This is a genomic window from Polaromonas sp. CT11-55 (assembly GCF_047303325.1).
Lineage (GTDB): Bacteria > Pseudomonadota > Gammaproteobacteria > Burkholderiales > Burkholderiaceae_C > Polaromonas.
Genome location: NZ_JBKBEX010000041.1, coordinates 1 through 21,674, shown reverse-complemented (window position 1 = coordinate 21,674; position 21,674 = coordinate 1). Strand labels below are relative to the sequence as shown.

At 61.7% G+C, this 21,674-nt stretch carries 24 protein-coding genes; 9 read left to right on the top strand and 15 right to left on the bottom strand.

Annotated elements, in window-relative coordinates; translation table 11 throughout:
* Window positions 1-202 precede the first annotated feature (202 nt).
* A complete protein-coding gene (locus ACEN8I_RS23270) occupies window positions 203-862 on the bottom strand; it encodes a GDSL-type esterase/lipase family protein (RefSeq protein ID WP_413331015.1) in 660 nt (219 codons plus the stop codon).
* A gap of 127 nt (window positions 863-989) precedes the next feature.
* On the opposite strand from ACEN8I_RS23270, the gene ACEN8I_RS23265 reads away from it, so the two are divergent.
* Window positions 990-1,796 carry an MBL fold metallo-hydrolase gene (locus ACEN8I_RS23265; protein ID WP_413331014.1) on the top strand — a complete coding sequence of 269 codons (807 nt, stop codon included), beginning with the start codon at window positions 990-992 and terminating at the stop codon, window positions 1,794-1,796.
* A gap of 25 nt (window positions 1,797-1,821) precedes the next feature.
* On the opposite strand, the gene trxC is transcribed toward ACEN8I_RS23265, so the two are convergent.
* A complete protein-coding gene (gene trxC / locus ACEN8I_RS23260) occupies window positions 1,822-2,259 on the bottom strand; it encodes a thioredoxin TrxC (RefSeq protein WP_413331013.1) in 438 nt (145 codons plus the stop codon).
* A 184-nt stretch (window positions 2,260-2,443) separates the two neighbouring features.
* On the opposite strand from trxC, the gene ACEN8I_RS23255 reads away from it, so the two are divergent.
* The 3 genes from ACEN8I_RS23255 to ACEN8I_RS23245 all read left to right on the top strand — a co-directional run bounded on the left by ACEN8I_RS23255 (window position 2,444) and on the right by ACEN8I_RS23245 (window position 4,375).
* On the top strand, window positions 2,444-2,821 hold the full coding sequence (locus tag ACEN8I_RS23255) for an RcnB family protein (RefSeq protein ID WP_413331012.1): 378 nt from the start codon (window positions 2,444-2,446) through the stop codon (window positions 2,819-2,821).
* Window positions 2,822-2,916: 95 nt separating this feature from the next.
* A complete protein-coding gene (locus tag ACEN8I_RS23250; RefSeq protein WP_413331017.1) occupies window positions 2,917-3,477 on the top strand; it encodes a DUF2242 domain-containing protein in 561 nt (186 codons plus the stop codon).
* 241 nt (window positions 3,478-3,718) lie between these two features.
* Window positions 3,719-4,375, top strand: coding sequence for a hypothetical protein (locus tag ACEN8I_RS23245; RefSeq protein WP_413331011.1), 657 nt, complete (start codon window positions 3,719-3,721; stop codon window positions 4,373-4,375).
* 87 nt (window positions 4,376-4,462) lie between these two features.
* Here ACEN8I_RS23245 and ACEN8I_RS23240 read toward each other — a convergent pair whose 3' ends face one another.
* The 3 genes from ACEN8I_RS23240 to ACEN8I_RS23230 form a co-directional block, all read right to left on the bottom strand.
* Complete coding sequence (locus ACEN8I_RS23240) at window positions 4,463-4,975, bottom strand: hypothetical protein (protein ID WP_413331010.1); 513 nt, start codon at window positions 4,973-4,975, stop codon at window positions 4,463-4,465.
* Between the two features lie 130 nt (window positions 4,976-5,105).
* Window positions 5,106-5,993 (bottom strand): peptidoglycan DD-metalloendopeptidase family protein, encoded by an 888-nt coding sequence (locus ACEN8I_RS23235; protein ID WP_413331009.1) that lies wholly within the window; start codon window positions 5,991-5,993, stop codon window positions 5,106-5,108.
* 7 nt (window positions 5,994-6,000) lie between these two features.
* Window positions 6,001-6,219, bottom strand: a complete 219-nt coding sequence (locus ACEN8I_RS23230; protein ID WP_413331008.1) for a hypothetical protein — start codon at window positions 6,217-6,219, stop codon at window positions 6,001-6,003.
* A gap of 223 nt (window positions 6,220-6,442) precedes the next feature.
* On the opposite strand from ACEN8I_RS23230, the gene ACEN8I_RS23225 reads away from it, so the two are divergent.
* Genes ACEN8I_RS23225 through ACEN8I_RS23215 form a run of 3 tightly spaced genes read left to right on the top strand, consistent with a single transcriptional unit; the run spans window position 6,443 to window position 7,615 of the window.
* Window positions 6,443-6,904, top strand: a complete 462-nt coding sequence (locus tag ACEN8I_RS23225) for an SRPBCC family protein (RefSeq protein WP_413331007.1) — start codon at window positions 6,443-6,445, stop codon at window positions 6,902-6,904.
* On the top strand, window positions 6,888-7,262 hold the full coding sequence (locus ACEN8I_RS23220) for an ArsR/SmtB family transcription factor (protein ID WP_413331006.1): 375 nt from the start codon (window positions 6,888-6,890) through the stop codon (window positions 7,260-7,262). Before ACEN8I_RS23225 ends, ACEN8I_RS23220 begins: the two co-directional genes overlap by 17 nt.
* Window positions 7,263-7,264: 2 nt before the next feature.
* On the top strand, window positions 7,265-7,615 hold the full coding sequence (locus ACEN8I_RS23215; RefSeq protein WP_413331005.1) for a DUF2200 domain-containing protein: 351 nt from the start codon (window positions 7,265-7,267) through the stop codon (window positions 7,613-7,615).
* 78 nt (window positions 7,616-7,693) lie between these two features.
* Here the strand turns inward: ACEN8I_RS23215 and ACEN8I_RS23210 are convergent, their stop codons facing one another.
* From ACEN8I_RS23210 to ACEN8I_RS23195, 4 genes are all read right to left on the bottom strand, one after another.
* Window positions 7,694-8,653 carry a universal stress protein gene (locus tag ACEN8I_RS23210; RefSeq protein ID WP_413331004.1) on the bottom strand — a complete coding sequence of 320 codons (960 nt, stop codon included), beginning with the start codon at window positions 8,651-8,653 and terminating at the stop codon, window positions 7,694-7,696.
* A gap of 65 nt (window positions 8,654-8,718) precedes the next feature.
* The gene (locus ACEN8I_RS23205) at window positions 8,719-9,120 is read right to left on the bottom strand and encodes a GreA/GreB family elongation factor (RefSeq protein ID WP_413331003.1); all 402 of its coding nucleotides are present in this window, start codon (window positions 9,118-9,120) and stop codon (window positions 8,719-8,721) included.
* A 247-nt stretch (window positions 9,121-9,367) separates the two neighbouring features.
* Complete coding sequence (locus tag ACEN8I_RS23200) at window positions 9,368-9,976, bottom strand: DUF938 domain-containing protein (RefSeq protein WP_413331002.1); 609 nt, start codon at window positions 9,974-9,976, stop codon at window positions 9,368-9,370.
* Window positions 9,977-10,006: 30 nt separating this feature from the next.
* Window positions 10,007-10,897, bottom strand: coding sequence for an SDR family oxidoreductase (locus ACEN8I_RS23195; RefSeq protein ID WP_413331001.1), 891 nt, complete (start codon window positions 10,895-10,897; stop codon window positions 10,007-10,009).
* A 75-nt stretch (window positions 10,898-10,972) separates the two neighbouring features.
* Here ACEN8I_RS23195 and ACEN8I_RS23190 point away from each other — a divergent pair, with 75 nt between their 5' ends.
* Window positions 10,973-11,860: a helix-turn-helix transcriptional regulator gene (locus ACEN8I_RS23190; RefSeq protein WP_413331000.1), complete on the top strand. Its 888-nt coding sequence runs from the start codon at window positions 10,973-10,975 to the stop codon at window positions 11,858-11,860.
* 53 nt (window positions 11,861-11,913) lie between these two features.
* Here ACEN8I_RS23190 and ACEN8I_RS23185 read toward each other — a convergent pair whose 3' ends face one another.
* The 3 genes from ACEN8I_RS23185 to ACEN8I_RS23175 form a co-directional block, all read right to left on the bottom strand.
* Window positions 11,914-13,785 (bottom strand): M48 family metallopeptidase, encoded by a 1,872-nt coding sequence (locus tag ACEN8I_RS23185; RefSeq protein WP_413330999.1) that lies wholly within the window; start codon window positions 13,783-13,785, stop codon window positions 11,914-11,916.
* Window positions 13,786-13,981: 196 nt separating this feature from the next.
* Entirely contained in the window at window positions 13,982-14,593 is a 612-nt protein-coding gene (locus ACEN8I_RS23180; protein ID WP_413330998.1) for a DUF938 domain-containing protein, read from the bottom strand.
* A 50-nt stretch (window positions 14,594-14,643) separates the two neighbouring features.
* The gene (locus tag ACEN8I_RS23175) at window positions 14,644-15,534 is read right to left on the bottom strand and encodes an SDR family oxidoreductase (protein ID WP_413330997.1); all 891 of its coding nucleotides are present in this window, start codon (window positions 15,532-15,534) and stop codon (window positions 14,644-14,646) included.
* A 77-nt stretch (window positions 15,535-15,611) separates the two neighbouring features.
* Here ACEN8I_RS23175 and ACEN8I_RS23170 point away from each other — a divergent pair, with 77 nt between their 5' ends.
* Window positions 15,612-16,451 carry a helix-turn-helix transcriptional regulator gene (locus ACEN8I_RS23170; protein WP_413330996.1) on the top strand — a complete coding sequence of 280 codons (840 nt, stop codon included), beginning with the start codon at window positions 15,612-15,614 and terminating at the stop codon, window positions 16,449-16,451.
* A 162-nt stretch (window positions 16,452-16,613) separates the two neighbouring features.
* Here the strand turns inward: ACEN8I_RS23170 and ACEN8I_RS23165 are convergent, their stop codons facing one another.
* The 3 genes from ACEN8I_RS23165 to ACEN8I_RS23155 all read right to left on the bottom strand — a co-directional run bounded on the left by ACEN8I_RS23165 (window position 16,614) and on the right by ACEN8I_RS23155 (window position 21,666).
* Entirely contained in the window at window positions 16,614-18,944 is a 2,331-nt protein-coding gene (locus tag ACEN8I_RS23165; protein ID WP_413330995.1) for an NACHT domain-containing protein, read from the bottom strand.
* A 245-nt stretch (window positions 18,945-19,189) separates the two neighbouring features.
* On the bottom strand, window positions 19,190-19,777 hold the full coding sequence (locus ACEN8I_RS23160) for a hypothetical protein (protein WP_413330994.1): 588 nt from the start codon (window positions 19,775-19,777) through the stop codon (window positions 19,190-19,192).
* An 80-nt stretch (window positions 19,778-19,857) separates the two neighbouring features.
* Window positions 19,858-21,666 (bottom strand): glutamine--tRNA ligase/YqeY domain fusion protein, encoded by a 1,809-nt coding sequence (locus ACEN8I_RS23155; RefSeq protein WP_413331016.1) that lies wholly within the window; start codon window positions 21,664-21,666, stop codon window positions 19,858-19,860.
* Window positions 21,667-21,674: the final 8 nt, after the last annotated feature.

Genomic DNA, 21,674 nt, shown 5'->3' with positions numbered 1-21,674 from the left:
TGTTTGCGTAACTTCGCTGCGCGAAGTGAGCAAACCCCGCGCGCGTAGCGCGCCTTTTGGCGAAGAAAAGAAAACCCGCTTTGCGGGTTTCGATAAAAGTGAGTTGCCGCCGGGCAACCCCCGGCCAGCCACCCTCAGCAGAGTAAGAAGGAAGATGAGGAGGCAGAGCGCGCCAGCCGGAGCAAGACCCGGCCCAAGAACCTCAGACCAAAAACTTCATTTCCCTCAACCACGCCGCCAAGCGTTCGGCAAAAACCTTATACCCCTCGGCATTCGCGTGAATCTGGTCCGACCGCAGTTCGCTGCGCGACAGCACATACGACCAGCCGCCGCTGAAGAGCGGCGTGCCGGTTTCCTTCGCGACTTCGGCGTAGACCTCATGGTCGCTCAGTGACCCGGTGGCGGCTGCCAGGAATACCGGCTTGGGCTGGGCGATCAACACGACCTGGGCGCCGGCTGCTGCCGTCTGCACCAGGCTTTTGAGCGCGGCGCGTGTGCGCTCCAGCGGCAGGCCGCGTAAAAAATCATTGCCGCCTATCGATATCAACACCAGGCCGGGTGCGTTTTCCTGCAGCAAGCCGGGCAGGCGCGCCAGTGCGCCCTCGGCGGTGTCGCCGTTGACGCCCGCGTTCTTGGTCACATAGCCGGTCAGTTGTTCAAGCTGCTGCGGATAGCCGGTACCCACCGCGGCGCCAAAGCCAAAGGTCAAAGAATCCCCCAGGCACAGCAGCACGGCTTCCTTGGGTAGCGTCTTGCCCTGCGGTTTGGCTTTTTTGGAGCAGCCGGCTGCCAGCGCGAGCGCCGAGGCCATGCCGGCCAGCAGCAGCCGGCGTTGGAGCAGGGGAGTAGGGGTGGTCGGCATAGCTTGTTTCCTGGTGCGGCTGTCGTCAATGGATTCTGCCAGCGCTTGACCTGCATCAAGCATGAGCACACGCTGGCCTTTTAAAGTCCGGGTTTTACCAACGCTGCGCCGCGCCGGCCCACCTCTCATGCCCATCGAACTCTACCGTGACAGCCGCCACGCCTGCCTGATGTTCACCGACCTCGTCGACGAGGACAACCAGGCCGTGCAGGCCAACCAGTTCCTCATCGTGGACAACGGCACCGGCGCCGTGATAGACCCGGGCGGCAACCTGGCCTTCAATGAGCTTTTCCTTGGCATGTCACGCCACTTCAGCCCGCAAAAGCTTTCCTACATCATCGCCTCGCATGCCGACCCCGACATCATTGCCTCGCTGGACCGCTGGCTGACCTCCACGCCGGCACAGCTGGTGATCTCGCGCGTGTGGGAGCGCTTTGTGCCGCACTTCACCAAGGTCGGCAAGACCGACCAGCGCGTGATCGGCGTGACCGACGGCGGCGGGCGCCTGCCGCTGGGCCGCAACGAGTTGTGGCTGCTGCCTGCCCACTTCCTGCATTCCGAAGGCAACTTTCATTTCTACGATCCCATCAGCCGCATTCTTTTCACGGGTGACCTGGGTGTTTCCATGACTTCGGGCCGGGATGCACAGGTGCCGGTGAGCGACCTCAAGGAGCATTTACGCCTCATGGAGGGTTTTCATCGCCGCTACATGGTGTCCAACAAGGTGCTGCGCCTGTGGGTGCGCATGGCGCGGCAGCTCGACATCCGCATGCTGGTGCCGCAGCACGGCGCGCCGCTGGAGGGGCCGGCCATAGGCCAGTTTTTTGATTGGGCCGAATCGCTGATGTGCGGCATAGACCTGTTCGACGACAGGCATTACCAGCTGCCGACCACTGCCATCCCGGTGCCGGAGCGCGCGGTGAGCATGGCGTAGCGAGCCGCGCCGGCACGCCGCCAGTTCAGCGCAGGTTCGCCCGCACCCACCGCACAATATCCGCCGCCCCCATCGCACCTGCCTGGCGCGCGACCTCGCGGCCGTTCTGGAACAGTGCCAGTGTGGGAATGCTGCGGATGCTGAAGCGCGCGCCCAGGTTGGGCACGGCCTCGGTGTCGACCTTGGCCACGCGCACCCGCGGCTCGAGTTGCGCGGCGGCCTGTTCGTAGGCCGGCGCCATCTGCCGGCAGGGGCCGCACCAGGGCGCCCAGAAGTCGACCAGCACCGGGATCTGGTTGCGGCTGATGTGTTTGTCAAAGGCCGCTTCGTCGAGCGCGGTGGAATGGGCGACGAACAGCGCCTTTTTGCAGTTGCCGCAGTTCGGGTCGCTGGCCAGCTGGTCCTCGCGCACGCGGTTGGTGGTGTGGCAATGGGGGCAGACGATGTGGAGTGGGTCGGACATTTCCTGCAATTGGGGATGGGCGAATGGCATTTCAAGCGTCGCGCCTGCCGGCCCACATCCCCGGGAAAACCATGGCCAACCGCGAGTAAAGGCTGAGAAGCTGTGCCTCAAGACGGGTGCTTCGCCTACGCGCGCCAGGGTTTCGCGGGAGAACAATCGAAACTCTTCACCACGAAAGATCGCCATGCTCAACAAAACCTTGATGGCCGCACTGGCTGCGGCATCCCTCGCCTTCGGCGGGCTTGCGATGGCCAAAGACCATGGCGATGACCACGACAACAGAGGCGGCCATGGGCACGGCAAAAAAGCCGACAAGCACCACCGCCACGGCCCGCCGCCGCACGCGCAGGCCGACGGGCGCGGCGCTGGGCCCGATCACGATTTCTACCGCGGCGGCCGTCTGCCGGCGCAATACCGCGACCGCGGCTACTGGGTGGACGACTGGCGCGGCCACCGCCTGAGCGCGCCGCCACCCGGCTACCACTGGGTGCAAACCGGCGGCGACTATGTGCTGGTTGCCAATAACACCGGGATCATTTTCCAGATCTACCTGGGCCAGTAAAGCTCAATAGAGCGGGCCGCTAAACTAACGCAAAGGGCCGTCGTCCGGCCCTGTTTCAAGTTGCAAGGAGCGTACTGAATTTGAAACCGCCACAGATGCATCGCCAGGCTTTTCCGCGTGCAGCCCTGCTTGCGGGAGTGCTGGGTCTTGCCTTCCTTCTCACGGCCTGCGTCAGCACCGTCAAGTCGTTCCCGCTGCAGGAAAAGTTCGGCTCCACCGCCACCTATTCGCGGCTTTTCGACGCCAGGCCCGAGCAGACCTGCGAGGCCGCGCGCCGCGCGCTGCTGAGCCAGGGCTACATCATCAACACCGCCAGGGTCGACCTGGTCGAAGGCCAGAAGAGCTTTCAGCCCGAGGCCGAGGCGCATCTGCAGATGGTGATACGCGTGGTCTGCGCACCCGAAAGCGCCGACGGCAAGATCAGCCTGGGTTTTGTCACCGCGCTGCAGGACAGCTACCAGCTTAAAAAGAGCAACAACTCCGCCAGCCTGGGCGTGGGCGCCATAGGCTCGGTGTCCCTGCCTTTTACATCGAGCAACGATTCCATGGTCAAAGTCGGCAGCGTCACGATTTCCTCGGACGCGTTTTACGACAGCTTTTTTGAGCTGGTCAGCCGATACCTCGCGACGGTGGATGATTTGCCGCTGAGCCAGTAGGCGATATGCCGCGCGACCTGTAAGCGCTGCTACATCCTGATACCCCGGCATGCGGCGAGGTAAACAGGAAGTAAAACCCAGGCTTCATTACACCCGCCCTACCTCCGCATTACACAGCCTTGACGTTCGGGCTCCACGATGAAAGCACTGAAGCACCAAAAAGCCCCTCCGGGTCGGTGCTTCGGAAAGCAAGTTTCCTCCTCAGGGCTTGCCGGTTCATTCATTGAGCAAAGGAGACCCCATGACATCAAAACTCTTGACCGCATCCCTTATGGCCACCGCGCTGGCCGCGGGCATGGCCGCCGCGCCGGCCATGGCGCAGCCGCAAGTCCCTTACGGCTCTTCTGCGCCTTCTTACCCACCCCAGGTGGTCTATGCGCCGGCTCCGCAGACGCCGGGCATAGACAGGGCGCAGCAGGCCGTCAGCGAGCGCATACGCGAGGGCTTGCAGTCCGGCCGTATCACGCCCTCGGAAGCACGTGTGCTGTACCGCCGCGACAGCGAGATCCAGAACCGGGAGGCCGCCTACAAGGCCGACGGCCGCGTCACCCCGCAGGAGCGCCAGCAGCTGCGCGCCGACATGGCCCAGTTGAGCGCCGAGGTCGAGCGCGCCATTGCCAACAACCGTACCGTGGCCGTCGCTTACCCGGCCGACAGGCTGGGCGCCATCGACAGCCAGGAGTTCAATATCCGCCAGCGCATTGACGAAGGCGTGCGCAGCCATCGCCTGAGCCTGCGCGAAGCTGGTCGCTTGCAGGCGCGCGAGCAGGAGATTGAAAACCGCGAAGCCGCCTACCGTTCCGACGGTGTGGTGACGCCGCAGGAGCGCCGCGACCTGCGCGCCCAGTTGGGCGCCTTGCGCGATGAAGTCGAGCGGCTGATCAACCCGCGCGGTTAAATCCCGAGGCCGCAAGGCCATGAAAAAACCCCGGTCAGCGCATGGCGCCGGCCGGGGTTTTTTCTTTGAAGCGCGGAACGCTGTCTATCAGGCTGCCTTGGCGCGGCGGAACGCCGAGCTGCGCTTGGCTGCGGGCTTGCTGTCACCGGCAATCTTGCCGGCCAGTTCGGCGCTCTTTTGCTCGATCTGCGCAGCCAGCTTGCTCAAAGCCAATGCGCCGGGTGCGGTGACCTGGGCCAGGGTGTTCAGCGTGGTCACGCCGGTTTTTTCTTCAAACAGGCTGGCGTTGGCGGCGGCGCGTTCCACACCGGCTTCGGCCACTTTCACAAGCTGGCTCACGACTTGTTCGGCGCCGCTGGTCGTCAGCAACAGGCCTTTGGTGTAGTAGGCGCTGAAGGCGGCCTGGGCGGCCGAAGCGTTTTTCGCCGTTTCAGCCGTCAGTTCGGTGCGCGATTGTTTCAGGGCTTTGTTCCAGCGCTGCTCCAGCAGGCTGACCACGCGCTCACCGCCGGCGCGGTAGGCCTGGATGACGTTGAGGGCGGTATTGCCGTAGGACTCGATCAGGTCGTTGGCAACGGTGGAGAGGTTTTTGGCGCTCATGGTGTTTTCCTTCAATAGGCTTTTGACGATGGGATCATCTTGCCGGTTTTGCCTAGTGAGTGCGACCTAACGGGTTAGAGAGGGGTATCCAGAATTACGCCCCTCTTCCCCTGGGAGAGGGGGCTGGGGCTCAGGCCGGCAAGAACAGTGCCGGATCCACCATGGTGCGGTTCAGCATAACGCCCCAGTGCAGATGCGGGCCGGTCACCCGGCCGGTCGCTCCCACGGCGCCCAGGCGCTCACCGGTTTTGAGGGCGTCCCCCGGCTTCACGTCAATCGCGCTCAGGTGGCACATCATGCACAGCAAGCCACCCCCATGGTCCAGCCACACCGTGTTGCCGTTGAAAAAATAGTCACCCGTGTCTATCACCCGCGCCGGCAGCGGCGCAACAACCGGTGTGCCGGTGGCGGCCGCAATGTCCATGCCGCTGTGCGGGTTGCGCGGCTGGCCGTTAAAGACGCGGCGCAGGCCGAAGGAGCTGGAGCGCCGCCCCGGCACCGGCACCCGCATGCGCAGCGGGCCTTGCGGCCAGGGCTCGCTGAAAGTCGCCATGACGACGTCCTGGTGCGCGCGCTCACGCTCGTAGCGCGCCAGGTCTTCGGGCGACAAGTCCACCGTGCGCGGCTCCACCTTGAGATGCTGTTCGCTGTAGCGCTTGGGGGCTATGGTGTAGGCGATGTCGCGCCGGCTGCCGTCGGCGGCCTGCACGGTGATGCTGGCCTCGCCCGGTGCGGCCGACAGCGCAATGCCCACCAGCGCGGTCCATTCCTTCGCATCGCCTAGCACCAGCAAAGGAACCTCGCCCGCAAAGGCCAGAGGCCGCTGCGCAGCCGGGCCCAGGGACAGCAGCGCCACGCCGCCAGGCACCTGCGAGGCGCGCGGCCAGGGGCCGTTGGGTGAGGGCGCCGCCTGGGCCAGCAAGGAGGCGGGCAGGGCACAGCCGGCCGCGGCGGCCAGCAGCATGGCGCGGCGGCTCAGGTTTGAAGGAATCGTGATCGGTGAAGAGGGGAAATACATGGCGCCATTATTGCGGCGTCATGGTGATTTTTCCCTCGCGCACATAGTCGTCGAACTGGATGCGCGGAATCGCCGTCACCGCGGCCACGCCGTCGCCGGCGTCCCAGCTCAGGGTGGCGCTGTCGGGTTCCAGCGCGACTTCAATGCGCACGCGCGGGATTTCAATCGGGGTACCGTCACCCGGTGTGAAGGTCACGTCACCGGTAATCATGGCGAACTGGGGCATGGCTGTCTCCTGGATGGATGGGTTGGGAAAGCGGGCGGTCAAAAACACAAAACAAGCCCGTACGCTTTGATTTGAGCAGCGATTTCCCCAGGCCCGTGTAGGCGAACAACCACTTTGCGCCGCGGCGGCTGCAATTGCTTGCAATTGGGGACAAAATCATGCAACCAATATGTTGCATAAGCCTATTGCCCGGTGCAAAATAAATGCAACCAGGAGATTGCATATGACTTCATCCACCGACCGCATCGAACGCAGCGTCCACATCAAGGCCGCGCCCTCCAGGGTCTGGAAGGCGCTTACCAATGCCGAGGAATTCGGCAGCTGGTTCGGTGTGGCGCTCAAGGGCAAGAGTTTTATCGCCGGCCAGCAGGTGCAGGGCCACATCACCATTGCGGGCTACGAGCATGTGCTGTTCGACGTGCTCATTGACCGCGTGGAGCCCGAAACACTTTTCTCCTACCGCTGGCACCCCTATGCGGTCGACCCGGCTGTCGACTACTCCAAAGAGCCCACAACCCTTGTGGAATTCACCCTCAAGGCGGTGAACGGTGGCACCTTGCTCAGCGTGGTCGAATCCGGCTTTGACAAGATCCCCGTGGCGCGCCGCGACCAGGCCTTCCGCATGAACGACGGCGGCTGGCAAGGGCAGATGGCTAACATTGAGAAATATGTCAGCTCGTCCTAAAAGCAGCTCCAGGCCCGCCGAAACATCGCCCTCGCCACAGCCCGGCCCCGCAGGCGTGTTCGCCGCCCTGGGTGACGAAACGCGTTTGCGCCTGGTGGCCGTGCTCTGTGTGGGCGGCGCGGTCTCGATTTCGCAGCTGACCGCCACCACCGACATCACGCGCCAGGCCGTGACCAAACACCTGCATGTGCTGGCCGACGCGGGCCTGGTGCACCATGTGAAAGTGGGGCGCGAGCGCTTGTGGCAGTTTGACCCGCAGCAGCTCGACGAAGCCCGCCGCTCGCTGGACCTGATTGCCCAGCAATGGGACCAGGCGCTGGGCCGATTGAAGGCGTCGCTGGAAGCCGAGGAGACATGACCATGCCCGCGCACAAGATTTTCAAGATGGCGTTTGCCAAGGTGTATCCGCTCTATGTCCAGAAGGCGGAACGCAAAGGCCGCAGCAACGAAGAAGTCGATGAGGTCATCTACTGGCTGACGGGCTATGACGAAAAGGGCTTGCGCCAGCAGCTGGAACAGCAAAACGATTTCGAAACCTTTTTTGCCCAGGCCCCCGCCATGCACCCGAATGCCTCGCTGATCAAGGGCGTGGTCTGCGGCATCCGCGTCGAAGAGGTCGCCGACCCGCTGATGCAAAAAATACGCTACCTCGACAAGCTGGTGGACGAGCTTGCCAAAGGAAAGGCGATGGAGAAAATCCTGCGGGCCTAGGGCCGAGCCAGCAGCCGCAGGAGCGCTCGAATCGGTACGCCGACCTGGTGGTGGCAGGATGTTTGTCTCACCGGGCCGTCAGGCACCGGCATGCAGCGCCGCCGGGTTCGGACCGGCAGGTGCCTTCGGTGCGCCGGCCCGGATCCGTCGCACGCCGGCTTGCCCGGCCGCCGATGTGCCCAGCGCGGGTTGCCAGCCGTGCGGCACGATCAACACATCGCTGCGCGCGTCATCGCCGGCCGAGAAGCTCACGATCCGGGCTGCGACGCTCTCGAACATCAGGTCCGAGAAGGCGGAGGCGGGGTGCTTGCCCACAACGATCAAATCAGCGCCGCTGCGCTGCTGTTGCACCAGCGCCTGCAGCGAAGGGTCTCCGCGCCCGAAGGCCGTCTGCACGCGGTTGCGCCTTGCGTCGTAGGAATCGGTGAGCTGCACCATCCGGTCCCGTGCGTAGCCCAGGCATTGCTCGCGGTAGATCTTGATGTCGCGTTCCGAAACTTCAGCCTGCCTCAACTTGCGTTCGTTGATCGTGTCGATGGCGTGGAAGAGCTCGATCGGTGCCGCCCTGCTGATGGCGCAGCTCAGCTCCACCAGGGAAGGCGAGGCTTGCGAGAAATCGACCGCGACCAGCAGTTTGCGGTAAGGATGCTCAGCGCGGCGGCGCGCCAGCAGAACCGGCCGCTGGGCGCTGCGCAGCAGTTCATCAACGGGCTGGCCCAGGAAGAAGGTCCGCAGGCTGCGCACCCGCGCGGCGCCCCACACCACCAGGTCGGCGGCGCTCACATCGGGCAAAAGCTCTTTGACGTTGCGTGCAAGGCGGCCCGTGGCGCGGACCTTGATGCCGTGCATCTGCGCAAGCTGCCGTGCATGCTGCTCAAGCCGGTTTGCCGCATCGGCCGGCGGCGCTTCTGTGGGGTGGCCCAGGTAAGCCAGCGTGAGCATGGCGCCGTGCTCGGCACCCAGCAGCGCAGCCCGGTCCAGCGCATGGGCTCCCTGCTTTGAGAAATCGGTGACGGCAAGAATGAAACGAGGGGACATGGGAACTCCTTTCTTTTTTCAAGAAACCGCGGGTGGCGGATGGTGAATGACGGGTGCTGAACGGATCAGCGGGTGTAGTCGCCCGTGGCTTCGGGCTGGTACTGGATGGCTACGATTTGCGCACCACAGCCCTCGCCGTGGGGCGTGAGCCACCTGGCGGTGTCGCCCGTCCTCAAGCCCAGCAGGCTGCTGCCCACGGGCGACAGCACGGAGATGAGGCCGGCGGCGGGCTCGGCATCGCCGGGGTAGCAAATGGTGAGGACCTGGCGGTGGTGCGTGTGCACATCCACGACTTCCACGCGCGAATTCATCGTGACGAGGTCGCTGGGCGCGGCGCGTGAGCTCATCACCTCCGCGCTTTCAAGCCAATCGGCCAGGTGGCCGGGGCGCTGCTGGTTGAGCAGCTTGCTCAGACGTGCGTAATCAATGTCGGTAAGCGTGCGCTCGCCGTGAACCAATGCGTGCATGGGGGCACTCCATCAATGCGGACGCCGGCTGTGAAGGGCGTACGCGAACGCGCGGGGTTGGGGCCCGGCGGTGGATGGTTGCGCTGAAAAGGAGGGAGCGGACCGCCGGGCTTAGGAAAGTGCTGGCGTCTGCTGGCGACGCAAGGAGCAAATGAAGAGGCTGGTCATGTGTGGATTTTAATCCGCAGGCAATACCCGCACACTTCTTGCCAGATTGGAGCTGGCCAGGAGCCGATGTGTGGCTCCCTTACGAACTTCGGTCCCAGACCAGCAGCAAATTATTGGCCGGCATTGCATGCCGCTCCAGTAAGCGCAAGCCGGCCCGCGCGGCCTCCTGCTCCACATCCTCCCTGCGGCGTATGCCCCATGCCGGGTCTTGCGCGCGCAGGCTTTGGTCGAATGAGAGATTGCCTTCTGAGGTAGGCACATCGTCTTCCAGATACGGCCCATAAGTCACCAGGACCCCGCCTGGCGTCAGATGACGTGCCGCGCCCCGCATCAGCGCGGCACAAGTCGCCCAGGGCGAGATATGCAGCATGTTGGCGCAATAGATCAGGTCAAACTTGGCATTGCCCGGCAGCCATTCGGGCGCCATCACGTCAAGCACCAGGGCAGGGCGCACATTGTGCAAACCCTGCTCGGCCACCCAGGCTGCAATCGAATCCAGCGCGGCCGGCATGGCATCGGTGGGCTGCCATGTCCATTGCGGCAGGGCTGTTGCAAACCAGGCGACATGCTGGCCTGTGCCTGAGGCAATTTCGAGCGCTGCGCCTTGCGCGGGCAAGACCTTGAGCAGCACATCGAGGATGGGCTGCTTGTTGCGGTCTGCTGCGGGGCTGAAGTTGGGTTGGGGCATGGGGTGATTAAACCCCAGGCCGGCCCCATTTCAAGCGAAGTAGCCGCCGTCCCGCATGTCCGCCAGCAGTTCCGGCTCCTGCGGCTGCCACCCCAGCGAACTGCGCGTCAGCGCGCTCGACGCCGGGTTGTCGGCCGCAACAAAGCGCGTCAGCCACTCGAAGTGGGCCGGTGCTTCATCGGCGCTGATGCTGCGCACCGGCACACCCAGCCCCGTGCCCACGGCTTCGGCAATCGTGCGCAGCGCGAGGCCTTCCTCGGCCACGGCATGCAGGTGCGCGCCGGGCAGGGCGCTTTCCAGCGCCAGCCGGAAGAGGCGTGCCGCGTCCAGCCGGTGTACCGCCGGCCAGCGGTTCGCGCCCTCGCCGATATACGCCGAAAAACCCTTGCGGCGCGCAATCGCCACCAGCGCCGGCACAAAACCGTAGTCACCCGCGCCATGCACCGAAGGCGGCAGCCGCACCACACTCGCGCGCACACCGCGCCCGGCCGCGTCCATCATCAGGGCCTCCGCCCCGGCGCGCGGGTTCGCTGAATCCGTGGGAACCGCTGTGTCTTCGGTCGCGGGGCGCGCGTGCGCCAGCAGCATGGTGACCGAGGTCGACACAAAAGGCCTGCCGGAGCCTTCCAGCACGCAGGCCAGTGCCTTGATCGCCCGCCTGTCCATCTCGGCGGCCGCCGCGTGGGCGGAAAAATCGTGGTGGAAGGCCGTGTGGATCACACCGTCGCAGGCCTGCGCGCCAACCGCCAGGCTGGCCGTGTCCGCCAGCTCGCCCCTGTGTGCCGTCGCACCCGCTTTCAGCAGGGCATCGGCCGCCGCATCGCTGCGCGCCAGGCCCAGCACCTGGTGCCCCGCTGAAAGCAATTCACGCACAACCGCCGACCCCACAAAACCCGTCGCTCCCGTCACAAAAACACGCATACTGAACTCCTGAAAAAATGAGTCCCGATAATCCGCTCTCCATCGAATTTGCAAAAGCCGTGAGCGTATACAGGTATGAGCACTAACACCCTGCCGGCCCAGGCTCTCTCAGCCCAACCTCTACCGGCCCAGACTTTGACGCTGGGCGGTTTCCTGCGCGACCGCCGCGCGCGCCTGCCGCCCACACCCGAAGCCGCAAGCCGGCGCCGCACCCCCGGCCTCAGGCGCGAGGAAGTCGCCACGCGCGCCAACGTCAGCGTCACCTGGTACACCTGGCTGGAGCAAGGGCGCGGCGGCCCGCCCTCGGATGAAGTGCTGGAGCGCCTGGCCCGCGCGCTTGAGCTGGACAGCGCCGGCCGCGAATTCATGTTCCTGCTGGCCCAGCAGCGCCCGCCGCCGCTCAAGCCCAGGTCTTCAGCGGCGGTCACACCCGCGCTGCAACGCGTGCTTGATGCCATGCCCACCAGCCCGGCCATCGTGAAGACGCCGACCTGGGACATCGTGGCCTGGAACGCGGCAGCCCTGGCCGTGCTGGCCGACTACCCCACGCTGGAGCCCGGCGAACGCAATTTGCTGAGGCGCTTGTTCAACACCCCGCGCGTGCGCAAGGGCTTGCCTGACTGGGAAACCGATGCACGCTACGCCGTCGCATCCTTTCGCATCGACACGGCACGCGCCGGCGATTGCCCCGAAGCCGCCGCCCTCGCAGCCGAACTCCAGGCCAGCAGCGCCGACTTCCGCCGCCTCTGGGCCGAGAACGAAATGCGCAGCCACTGGGTAGGAACCAAACGGATTGAGCGGCCCGGCGTTGGGGCGATCACGCTGGAGTACCAGGCCCTGGCCATCGACAGCTCGCCCGGGCTGAGCCTGATGGTGTTTACGCCGGTGACACAGGCGGATGTGGAGGCCGTGACCTCGCTGATGTCGGACAGGGCCGGGCGCTTGAAAAAAGAAAAGCGCTGAAAGCCGGTGAATCGCCAGCCGGCTTTCGCCGGCTCTGCAATCTCACGCGTGTCTCAGGCCGTTTCGGTTTCAGCGGCGCGGGCTTTTTGCTGCGCCCGCATGATCTGGTGGCGCTGCCAGTAGCTCCCCAGCACCGCCTTGAAGTGCTCTTCCTGCTTGCCCAGGCCCTTGAGCTTGATCGTGCTGGTGCGCGCGCCCAGCATGCCCTTGTCGAAGTGGGTGACGGTGAGCGTGTTGCCAAAACTGCTGTTGTTGAATGTCATGCCCTTGACCTCGTCCCATGACAGCGGCACGCCGCCGTCTGCCGTGGCATGCACGCCTTCATAGCTGATGTCAATGCGCTTGTCCTTGCCAAGGTCAAACGACACCGGCGGAAAGTAGCGCAGCACGACGGCGCGCTCTTCTTCGGTGGCCGGCTCATAGCGGTAGGCCAGGCTTTGCTCATGCGCGGCGGCAAAACGCTGTTCATAGTCGGTCCACAGCCGCTGCTCGATGGCGGCGGCGGTCGATATCTCATCGGCCCAGGTGGTTTGGGGCACGGTGGTCACAATGGCGCCGTAGCTGTCTTCCGCCACCTTGTGGTTCACATTGCGCATGCGTTCGGCCAGCGGCGGGTGCGTGTCGTAGGGGTGCGGCACGGCGGCGGTTTTCATGGCCGTCACAAATTCACCCGAACGGGCATAAGGGTGCAGGCCTTCAGCCACAAAGCCGGCAATGCCCAGCGCGCCGGTGTGCTGTTGCTCTTGCTCAAACAGCTTGCGTTCCACGGTGTTGCGGTAGCTGGAGTAGGCCGAGATCTTGATGAGCGACTGCACGATGGACTGCGGCGCCGTCAGCTTCGCGGCCACGCGGTCGGCGGTGTACTCGCGCTCGCGGCTGTCGCGCGCCAGTGCGAATTCAAACACCATGCGGTACAGGCGCAGCAGGTAGTGCGCCACGATGGTCAGCCCGCCGCTGCGCATTTGCCAGGTGTACAGGTCAAACTGGTTGAGCTTGGGGCCCAGCGCGGCGCTGCTGCGCGTGTCGCCACCGCCCAGGTGGGCCAGCTCGTGCGCCAGCACGGCGTCGGCCTCGGCGGTGTCCAGCACCCGCAGCAGCGGAATGCTCACAAAGAGCGTACGGCCCGTCAGGGTCTGCCCGGCCACCGTGCAAGGTGCTTCGGTCACGAAAAAGTTGTTGTCGATGCCCGCAATGATGTGGTCCGGCGGCGACGTCTTGACGCGGCCCGCCAGTTGGCGAATGCGGTCCCACAGGCGCGGGGCGTCGGCTTCGGACAGCAGCTCGCCTTCAATGGTGTTGCCCAAAGGCAGCTTTTTGAACAGCGTGTAGATGGCATAAAAAACCGCCACGGCCGCCATGATGCCGGCCAGGCCCACCAGCTTGATGTAGTAGCTGTGCCAGAAATACGCCGTGAGCCAGAACGACAGCCACACCAGCATCGCGCTTTGCAAGGTGACCTCCACCGCGCTTGAAATGGTCATCAGCCGCCAACCCGCCACAAAGCTCGCATAACGCAGGCCGCGGTTGACAAAGGCCAGCGCGCCCAGCACGCTCGCCGCCACCAGCAGCGCCGCACCCAGGATCAAGGTCCAGAACGCGGCACGCTCGGCCCAGTGAAACCACCAGTGCATGGAATACGTGCTGCACACCTTGTCGTGAAAGACCTGGTTTTCCGGCCCCGTGGCGGTGCAGGCCATCGACAGCCTGTGCGTGTCGTAAAACGCCATCTCGTCGGCCTTCTGCGCCGGCGTCAGGTTGGGGGCGGCATTGATTTGGGAGTTGACGCGCTGGATGAAGTCCTTGTCCTCAGACTGCAGCGCGTAGTGCGTGAAAACCAGCGTGACCGCCGGAATGAGAAAGAGCGAGGCCAGGGTCAGCAAAAACACCCGCCAGAGGTCGGCGTGGATCGTGCGCGCAGCAGCCATGGGGAACGTCCTTTTGAGTTTTAAATTTGAACCGGCCGATCATACGGGCGGCCATGCGTTTGGCCGATGACTTGGCAGGCAACAATTCACCAAAACGGGTGCGCTGTTGCAGTTTGTTTCCAATGCCCGATGCATCAGATGTGATGAAAGTTCGATGCGAGCACGATGCCCCAACATCAAGGGGAGGGAAGTCCCCTTATGAGCTTGAGCCCCACACCAGCAACAAATTATGGGCCGGCATCGCATGCCGCGACAGCAGCCGCAGGCCCGCCCGCGCCGCTTCCTCTTCCACATCCTCCCGGCGGCGGATTCCCCAGGCGGGGTCTTGCGCGCGCAGGCTTTGGTCAAAGCTCAGGTTGCCTTCCGATGTGGGCACCTCGTCTTCAAGGTAAGGCCCATAGGTCACCAGCACACCACCCGCCGCCAGATAACGCGCGCTGCCCTGCATCAGCGCGGCGCAAGTCGCCCAAGGCGAGATATGCAGCATGTTGGCGCAGTAGATCAAATCAAACTTTGCTGAGCCAACCGGCAGCCATTCAGGCACCATCACATCGAGGACCAGGGCAGGGCGCACATTCAGCAAGCCCTGCTCGGCCACCCAGGCCGTAATCGAGTCCAGTGCGGCCGGCATCGCATCCGTGGGCTGCCATGTCCATTGCGGCAGGGCTGCGGCAAACCAGGCGACATGCTGGCCTGTGCCGGAGGCGATCTCGAGGGCGCTGCCTTGCGCGGGCAAGGCTTTCAACAAGACATCGAGGATGGGCTGCTTGTTGCGGTCTGCGGCAGGGCTGAAGTTGGGTTGAGCCATGGGGTGATTAAACCCCAGGCCTCTTTCCCTTGGCGCCCTCAGCAGCCTTTTCAGGCGAAGTAGCCGCCGTCCCGTATGTCCGCCAGCAGTTCCGCCTCCTGCGGCTGCCACCCTAGCGAGCTGCGCGTCAGCGCGCTCGACGCCGGGTTGTCGGCCGCAACAAAGCGCGTCAGCCACTCGAAGTGGGCCGGTGCTTCATCGGCGCTGATGCTGCGCACCGGCACACCCAGGCCCGCGCCCACGGCCTCGGCAATCGCACGCAAGGGCAAACCTTCTTCGGCCACGGCATGCAGGTGCGCGCCGGGCAAGGCGCTTTCCAGCGCCAGCCGGAAGAGGCGCGCCGCGTCCAGCCGGTGCACCGCCGGCCAGCGGTTGGTGCCCTCGCCGATAAAGGCCGAGAAACCCTTGCGGCGCGCAAATGCCACCAATGCCGGCACAAAGCCATAGTCGCCCGCACCATGCACCGAAGGCGGCAGCCGCAGCACACTTGCGCGCACGCCGCACCCGGCCGCGTCCATCATCAGGCCCTCCGCCCCGGCGCGCGGGTTTTGCGAGTCCGCGGGCACCGGTGTGTCCTCGGTCGCCGGGCGCGCGTGCGCCAGCAGCATGGTCACCGAGGTTGCAACAAACGGCCTGCCCGAGCCTTCCAGCACACCGGCCAGCGCCTTGATGGCCCGCCTGTCCATCTCGGCTGCCGCCGCGTGGACTGAAAAATCGTGGTGAAAGGCCGTGTGGATCACACCGTCACAAGCCTGCGCACCTGTGGCCAGGCTGGCCGTGTCCGCCAGCTCACCACGGTGCGCCGCCGCACCCGCTTTCAGCAGGGCATCGGCCGCCGCATCGCTGCGCGCCAGGCCCAGCACCTGGTGCCCCGCTGAAAGCAATTCACGCACAACCGCAGACCCCACAAAACCCGTCGCTCCCGTCACAAAAACACGCATACTGAACTCCCTTAAAAAAATGAGTCCCGATAATCCGCCCTCCATCGAATTTGCAAAAGCCGTGAGCGTATACAGGTATGAGCACTAACACCCTGCCGGCCCAGCCCCTGACCCTGGGCGGTTTCCTGCGCGACCGCCGCGCGCGCCTGCTGCCCACACCCGAAGCCGCAAGCCGGCGCCGCACGCCCGGCCTCAGGCGCGAGGAAGTCGCCACGCGCGCCAACGTCAGCGTTACCTGGTACACCTGGCTGGAGCAAGGGCGCGGCGGCCCGCCGTCAGACGAAGTGCTGGAACGCCTGGCCCGCGCGCTGGAGCTGGACGGCGCAGGCCGCGAGTTCATGTTCCTGCTGGCCCAGCAGCGCCCGCCGCCGCTCAAGCCCAGGTCTTCAGTGGCGGTGACGCCCGCGCTGCAACGCGTGCTCGACGCCATGCCCACCAGCCCCGCCATCGTCAAGACCGCAAGCTGGGACATCGTGGCCTGGAACGCGGCAGCCCTGGCCGTGCTGGCCGACTACCCCGCGCTGGAGCCCAGCGAACGCAATTTGCTGAGGCGCTTGTTCCACACCCCACGCGTGCGCAAAGGCATGCCCGACTGGGAGACCGACGCACGCTACGCCGTCGCCTCGTTTCGCATCGATATGGCACGCGCCGGCGACTGCGCCGAAGCCGCCGCCCTCGCAGCCGAACTCCAGGCCAGCAGCGAAGACTTTCGCCGCCTGTGGGCCGAGAACGAAATGCGCAGCCACTGGGTAGGGATCAAACGGATTGAGCGGCCCGGCGTAGGGGCGATCACGCTGGAGTACCAGGCCCTGGCCATCGACAGCTCGCCGGGGCTGAGTTTGATGGTGTTTACGCCGGTGACGGGGGCGGATGTTGAGGCGATTGGGGTGTTGATGGGGAAGAGGGTATCGGCTTGACGCAAAGGCTAGGCCGCCCTGCGTGAGACATACTCGGGAACTGCGTATTTGCGACGGTGTTTACAAAGCTGTAGCTAAGCTTTGTTCCACCACCCAGGCGGTAATCGATTTAAATGCAAGGGAATCGCATCCGTGGGCTGCCGTGGCCATTGCAGCAGGGAGCTAAGGTCTTAAGTCGATTTTTCTAGACTTTACTGGTTTCTCAAAAAGATCATCCAATGCTTTTGAAGTCTCCAGCCCATTCAATAGCTTGTGATCTCTGCCGCTCGTGAGAAGCGCCTGCAATTTCTTATCGTGCGTTTTGAGAATGCTCAACTTGGTGAAATCTTTGTTGGTCTCCTGTTCTACCTTAATTGCCAGGGCAACAGAAAGCTGCAGCTTCTCCGTTGGGTGATGTTTGAGAAGAAATTCAAATCCCGAAGAGTCACCGAGTTCGGCCGCATAGCATGATGCAAAAAACAGTGCGAGTTCTTTGATTTTCGGGTCGGCCATTTCACCATCAATTTTTAGCAGAGTTGTCGTTATTGATTTTCTGAAGAACTCATACTCAAAACAATTGCGAATCAACCTCTGGAAGAACCAAAGTAGATGCATCTCTGGTAATTCTGCAAGTTTGGTTTTTGTGTCACCACCTCGAATCCGATTAAAGAGATGCGCGGCATCCAGGAATAACTTGTAGAGGTTTTCTTCAACGATTGAATAAGGCGTTTGATAACCAGCCAAAAAGTAGTCAGGCATGAATAGAATTTTTAGCCAGGATTCGGCTTCATTTTTTGGCTCATGGGATAGCAAGGCATGCAAATGCTGTTTGCAGTCACCTAATAGTCCCGTGTAAAAGTATTGAGGAACCACCCAGTAAGCGTTGAATGAATTTTGAATCGGCGGTGGCCTATTGTTGCGCTGCGATGCAAGCGCAAATAGAAACTCGCCAAAAGATCGGTGCCTGAAGGCAAGCAATCCTTGCTCCTCATCGACCATAAAAATACCACTCTTAAAAAAGACCCTGTCTTTTAGCGCATCCAGCGATACATTGGTATTTCTCTCCTTGTGCCATTGGTCAATCTGTTCAACAGCCTCCGCATAATTCATGTGTGGAAGTTGGTTTTCGACTATGTATTCGGTTAGAACCAATGTCACACGCTCTGCATCTCTAAATTCCTTTTCTGTACAGCCACCCTTATCTACGTCCCATCGACCTAACAAGTTTTCAACCGATTTTGAATAGAGCTCGGTTAGATTTGATGGAAGATCATTCGTGTTCTGAGAAATCAGCCTGGATAAAAGAGCCGCAGCAATAGGACTCTGTGGGAGTTGCTTAAATAGATCGGATTTTTGAAGATCCTCAAATAATCGTTTGGGGAGCGACATGTTCGAGCATGCTTGCTCTACAAAATTAATGAGCTTTGAAAGGCTTAAAGGTCTGAGTTCGTAGCGCGTAGACCCCGCGTATGCGCTGGTGGGTTCATCTAGAAGACGGAGGGGGCGAGAGGTCAGGAGGAGATGAAATTTTGAGGTGTTTCTTGCTTCCTTGATCGCACTTTGGAGACGATCCTGCCAATTCGATCCCTTTTTTATCGCCTCATCTACGCCATCGATTACAAAGAGAATTTCCGACGTTGGGTAATCGTCTGCGCGAAAGTATTTTTTAGTCTCATCGACCAAAATCTCGGCAAGACTTTTTCCGCTGTCTGAAAAACTTCTGAAGCTTGTGAAAATCGGTATGACGCCGAACTGCTTAAACCTTTCTGGCGCGGTGTAATAGAGGGCGATAGCCCGTGCAGTCTTGGATTTTCCATACCCCATGTCTCCTTCGAGGAAGCTCACTCCCTCTTTTCGCACAACTTCTTGAAGATTTACGAGTCGAGCCTTTTGTGGTCTGGTGTGACGAGAATAGGTTGACTTGCTGAATTCTTGGATTTCCGGAGAGACATAAAAATCTGAGCACTTCAGGCCCTTTAAGACGCTGAGTTCAGCGTCGAGATTAATTAGGCGCGCTGATAGCTCTTGTAAGTAGCTTCCAACATTCGTAGGAACGTCATACCAGAAGTAATCTGCATACTTGTCAACAAGTGTGGTGAGTCGCTCGCCATCAATGAATGTGATTTTTTGTGCTCTGTATTTGTCTTGTATTTTGTCCTCAGCGTTTTTGCTAATTGACGATGTATTAATTACCCAAACCTCACTCAAACGTACTTGTGTCATACCTCCTAGAATGCCTCGTGACTGTTGGCACTCCTCAACTTGGCGAGCTACATCATCGAAGTTTTGAAGGATTTTTCCGACTTTCGCGACTACACCTATGTGGTGAATTGTGTTCAGTGCAACGTCCCGCCGAGAAACAACGAAGTCCGCGCCTTTTTCGTTGGGCCCATGCATGTACTCCACGTCAGTGACGTCCTCTATGTGTCTCAATAGATGACTTAAGAGTGGATGAAGAACATTGACCTCGTCTGTGATTGCTGCAATTAGCAGTTTTTTTGATTCGAAGTCCATGAATTCCTCTTTGGTATTTCGAGATGCATCGCTCAAATAAAAAAAAGCGCTGAACTACAGCGCCTTTCTATTTGCACCAAAAGCTGCCTGAGCCTGAGCCTGCGCCATGAGATATTGTCCATTCTTCTGTTATTTGCCGCCAAGTTTTCATACTCGTCCTCGATTGAATACGGGCTTACCCTCTCCTCCAATCGGATGATCCTCACAGGCGTTGTTGCCGGACTTGGCAACAACGTCAATAGCAATCACTGCAAGCCGGACTTTTGCCATTGGCCAACAACAGTGCCAAGGTAATTCTTTTGGCATTCGTCCTTGTTGGCGAGCGTATTGGGCATGAAGCACTGCGGCCCATCTGCTTCATATTCCGACCTGAAGGCTATCGTCAATTTTCGCGGTGCCGGTGTCTGCCATTGGATGATGGTGGCCTTCCATATGCGGCCTGAGACGTATGAGCCGACCGAGCTCGTCGTGTGGACCAATCTGTCGAGCTTCTGAATCCAGACGTGCGAATAACCTTCGGGGATCACAAGGGTCGCTTTTGTCAGGTGCAGTTGATAGTCGGCCTCGATACCCGATTTTTTTAGCTCGGCGATCATTGCCTGACCCAAGGGGTCATACATTCTTTTTGCGTTGTCTGTCTTGGAGAACGCCAAGCCGCTGGGCAATGTGTCAAATTCGAGGCCCATATCGATGACGACCAGTACCTTCTTCACTGGCTCGGGAGAAAAAGCTTCTTTCTTTTCTGAATATATTTTTGGGTCTTTGATGGATGCGCACGCGCTCAGTGCGGCAATCACCAACGTTATGAACAGCGTCTTGATGATGGCTTTCATGCTTCATCCCTCCTTGATATTGTTTTGCCTGGCGTGCTCTGACGCCGCCTTTTTTCTGCGTTCTTCGGGATGGCCGGGCTTTATTTGGCCCAGCTGTCTTTCATCCCCGTCACCCGATTGAACACGACTTTGCCGTCCTTGTGGTCAACAATGTCTGTGACAAAGTACCCATGCCGCTCAAACTGAAAGCGCGTGCCGGCGGGCACATTCGTTAACGACGGCTCGACATACGCTGTCACAGTCTTGAGGCTGTCGGCATTGAGTTCATCCAGGAAATCCTTGTCGCCAGTGCCGGGGTGCTCCACACTGAACAGGCGGTCATACAGCCGCACTTCGGCTTCGATGGCATCGTTCACGCCCACCCAGGTGATCACGCCCTTGACCTTGATCGCGTCGGAGCCTGGCGTGCCGCTCTTGGTGTCGGGGATCAGGGTGGCGTGGACTTCGGTCACCTTGCCGTTGGCGTCTTTGACGGCGCCTGTGCATTCGATGACGTGGCCGTATTTGAGGCGGACCTTGCTGCCGGCAATCGCCTGCTTGCTGGCATTGACGTGGGGCGGGAACAGGCGGAAGAAGCCCTTGGGCGGGGTCTCTTCGTAGTCGGTGCGTTCAATCCAGACTTCCTTGCCTATCTTGAAGTGACGTTTGCCCATGTCTTCATGGTGCGGGTGCACAGGCGCGCTGCAGTCGTCAAGCTTGCCCGCACCCATGACTTCATCCCAGTTGGTGAGCACCAGCTTGACCGGGTCCAGCACGGCCATGGCGCGCGGGGCGATCGGGTCCAGGGTGTCGCGCAGCGCGCCTTCGAGGGTGCTGTAGTCGATCCAGCTGTCGCTTTTGGTGACGCCTATGCGTTCGGCGAACAGCTGCAAAGACTCCGGCGTGTAGCCGCGGCGGCGCAGGCCGACGATGGTTGGCATGCGGGGGTCGTCCCAGCCGCTGACGCGCTTTTCATTGACGAGCTGGGCCAGCTTGCGTTTGCTGGTGAGCACGTAAGTGAGGTTGAGGCGCGCGAATTCATACTGGCGCGGGTGCGGCGTGGCGATGAGCTTGCCTTCGGCCAGGCGGTCCAGCAGCCAGTCGTAAAAGGGGCGCTGGTCTTCAAACTCCAGGGTGCAGATGCTGTGGGTGATTTGTTCGAGCGCGTCTTCGACCGGGTGGGCGAAGGTGTACATGGGGTAGATGCACCATTTGTCGCCGGTGTTGTGGTGGTGGGCGCGGCGTATGCGGTAGATGGCCGGGTCGCGCATATTGATGTTGGGCGAGGCCATGTCGATTTTGGCGCGCAGCACGGCGGCGCCGTCGGCGAGTTTGCCGTCGCGCATTTCGCGAAAGCGCGCCAGGTTCTCTGCCGGTGTGCGGCCGCGGAAGGGGCTGTTGGTGCCGGGGTGGCCGAAGTCGCCGCGGTTGTGGCGCATTTCTTCGGCGCTTTGTTCGTCGACGTAGGCGTTGCCGCTTTCAATCAAGTATTCGGCGGCGCGGTACATGAAGTCGAAGTAGTCGCTGGCCTGGTAAGGCTTGGTTTCGCCTTTGTTGCCGGTGCTTTCCAGTTGGGCCCAGTCGTAGCCCAGCCATTTGACGGCGTCGATGATGCTGTCGACGTATTCGGTGTCTTCTTTTTCGGGGTTGGTGTCGTCAAAGCGCAGGTGGCAGACGCCGTCATAGTCGAGCGCCAGGCCGAAGTTCAGGCAAATGCTTTTGGCGTGGCCGACATGTAAATAGCCATTGGGCTCGGGCGGAAAGCGCAGGCGCACCTTGGCGGGGTCGGGCTGGCCGGCGGCGTGGTGGGCGGCGTCCCCGGGGCTGCCGCCCCAGCGGCGGCTGTTATACGTGCCTTCGGCCAGGTCTTTTTCGATGATCTGGCGCAGGAAGTTGCTGGGCTTGTGGATTTCTTTGT

What these genes read in the sequence shown, in the direction of transcription:
- ACEN8I_RS23270 (WP_413331015.1), bottom strand. Translation starts at nt 862, where the DNA reads ATGCCGACCACCCCTACTCCCCTGCTCCAACGCCGGCTGCTGCTGGCC.
- ACEN8I_RS23265 (WP_413331014.1), top strand. Translation starts at nt 990, where the DNA reads ATGCCCATCGAACTCTACCGTGACAGCCGCCACGCCTGCCTGATGTTC.
- trxC (WP_413331013.1), bottom strand. Translation starts at nt 2,259, where the DNA reads ATGTCCGACCCACTCCACATCGTCTGCCCCCATTGCCACACCACCAAC.
- ACEN8I_RS23255 (WP_413331012.1), top strand. Translation starts at nt 2,444, where the DNA reads ATGCTCAACAAAACCTTGATGGCCGCACTGGCTGCGGCATCCCTCGCC.
- ACEN8I_RS23250 (WP_413331017.1), top strand. Translation starts at nt 2,917, where the DNA reads ATGCATCGCCAGGCTTTTCCGCGTGCAGCCCTGCTTGCGGGAGTGCTG.
- ACEN8I_RS23245 (WP_413331011.1), top strand. Translation starts at nt 3,719, where the DNA reads ATGACATCAAAACTCTTGACCGCATCCCTTATGGCCACCGCGCTGGCC.
- ACEN8I_RS23240 (WP_413331010.1), bottom strand. Translation starts at nt 4,975, where the DNA reads ATGAGCGCCAAAAACCTCTCCACCGTTGCCAACGACCTGATCGAGTCC.
- ACEN8I_RS23235 (WP_413331009.1), bottom strand. Translation starts at nt 5,993, where the DNA reads ATGTATTTCCCCTCTTCACCGATCACGATTCCTTCAAACCTGAGCCGC.
- ACEN8I_RS23230 (WP_413331008.1), bottom strand. Translation starts at nt 6,219, where the DNA reads ATGCCCCAGTTCGCCATGATTACCGGTGACGTGACCTTCACACCGGGT.
- ACEN8I_RS23225 (WP_413331007.1), top strand. Translation starts at nt 6,443, where the DNA reads ATGACTTCATCCACCGACCGCATCGAACGCAGCGTCCACATCAAGGCC.
- ACEN8I_RS23220 (WP_413331006.1), top strand. Translation starts at nt 6,888, where the DNA reads ATGTCAGCTCGTCCTAAAAGCAGCTCCAGGCCCGCCGAAACATCGCCC.
- ACEN8I_RS23215 (WP_413331005.1), top strand. Translation starts at nt 7,265, where the DNA reads ATGCCCGCGCACAAGATTTTCAAGATGGCGTTTGCCAAGGTGTATCCG.
- ACEN8I_RS23210 (WP_413331004.1), bottom strand. Translation starts at nt 8,653, where the DNA reads ATGTCCCCTCGTTTCATTCTTGCCGTCACCGATTTCTCAAAGCAGGGA.
- ACEN8I_RS23205 (WP_413331003.1), bottom strand. Translation starts at nt 9,120, where the DNA reads ATGCACGCATTGGTTCACGGCGAGCGCACGCTTACCGACATTGATTAC.
- ACEN8I_RS23200 (WP_413331002.1), bottom strand. Translation starts at nt 9,976, where the DNA reads ATGCCCCAACCCAACTTCAGCCCCGCAGCAGACCGCAACAAGCAGCCC.
- ACEN8I_RS23195 (WP_413331001.1), bottom strand. Translation starts at nt 10,897, where the DNA reads ATGCGTGTTTTTGTGACGGGAGCGACGGGTTTTGTGGGGTCGGCGGTT.
- ACEN8I_RS23190 (WP_413331000.1), top strand. Translation starts at nt 10,973, where the DNA reads ATGAGCACTAACACCCTGCCGGCCCAGGCTCTCTCAGCCCAACCTCTA.
- ACEN8I_RS23185 (WP_413330999.1), bottom strand. Translation starts at nt 13,785, where the DNA reads ATGGCTGCTGCGCGCACGATCCACGCCGACCTCTGGCGGGTGTTTTTG.
- ACEN8I_RS23180 (WP_413330998.1), bottom strand. Translation starts at nt 14,593, where the DNA reads ATGGCTCAACCCAACTTCAGCCCTGCCGCAGACCGCAACAAGCAGCCC.
- ACEN8I_RS23175 (WP_413330997.1), bottom strand. Translation starts at nt 15,534, where the DNA reads ATGCGTGTTTTTGTGACGGGAGCGACGGGTTTTGTGGGGTCTGCGGTT.
- ACEN8I_RS23170 (WP_413330996.1), top strand. Translation starts at nt 15,612, where the DNA reads ATGAGCACTAACACCCTGCCGGCCCAGCCCCTGACCCTGGGCGGTTTC.
- ACEN8I_RS23165 (WP_413330995.1), bottom strand. Translation starts at nt 18,944, where the DNA reads ATGGACTTCGAATCAAAAAAACTGCTAATTGCAGCAATCACAGACGAG.
- ACEN8I_RS23160 (WP_413330994.1), bottom strand. Translation starts at nt 19,777, where the DNA reads ATGAAAGCCATCATCAAGACGCTGTTCATAACGTTGGTGATTGCCGCA.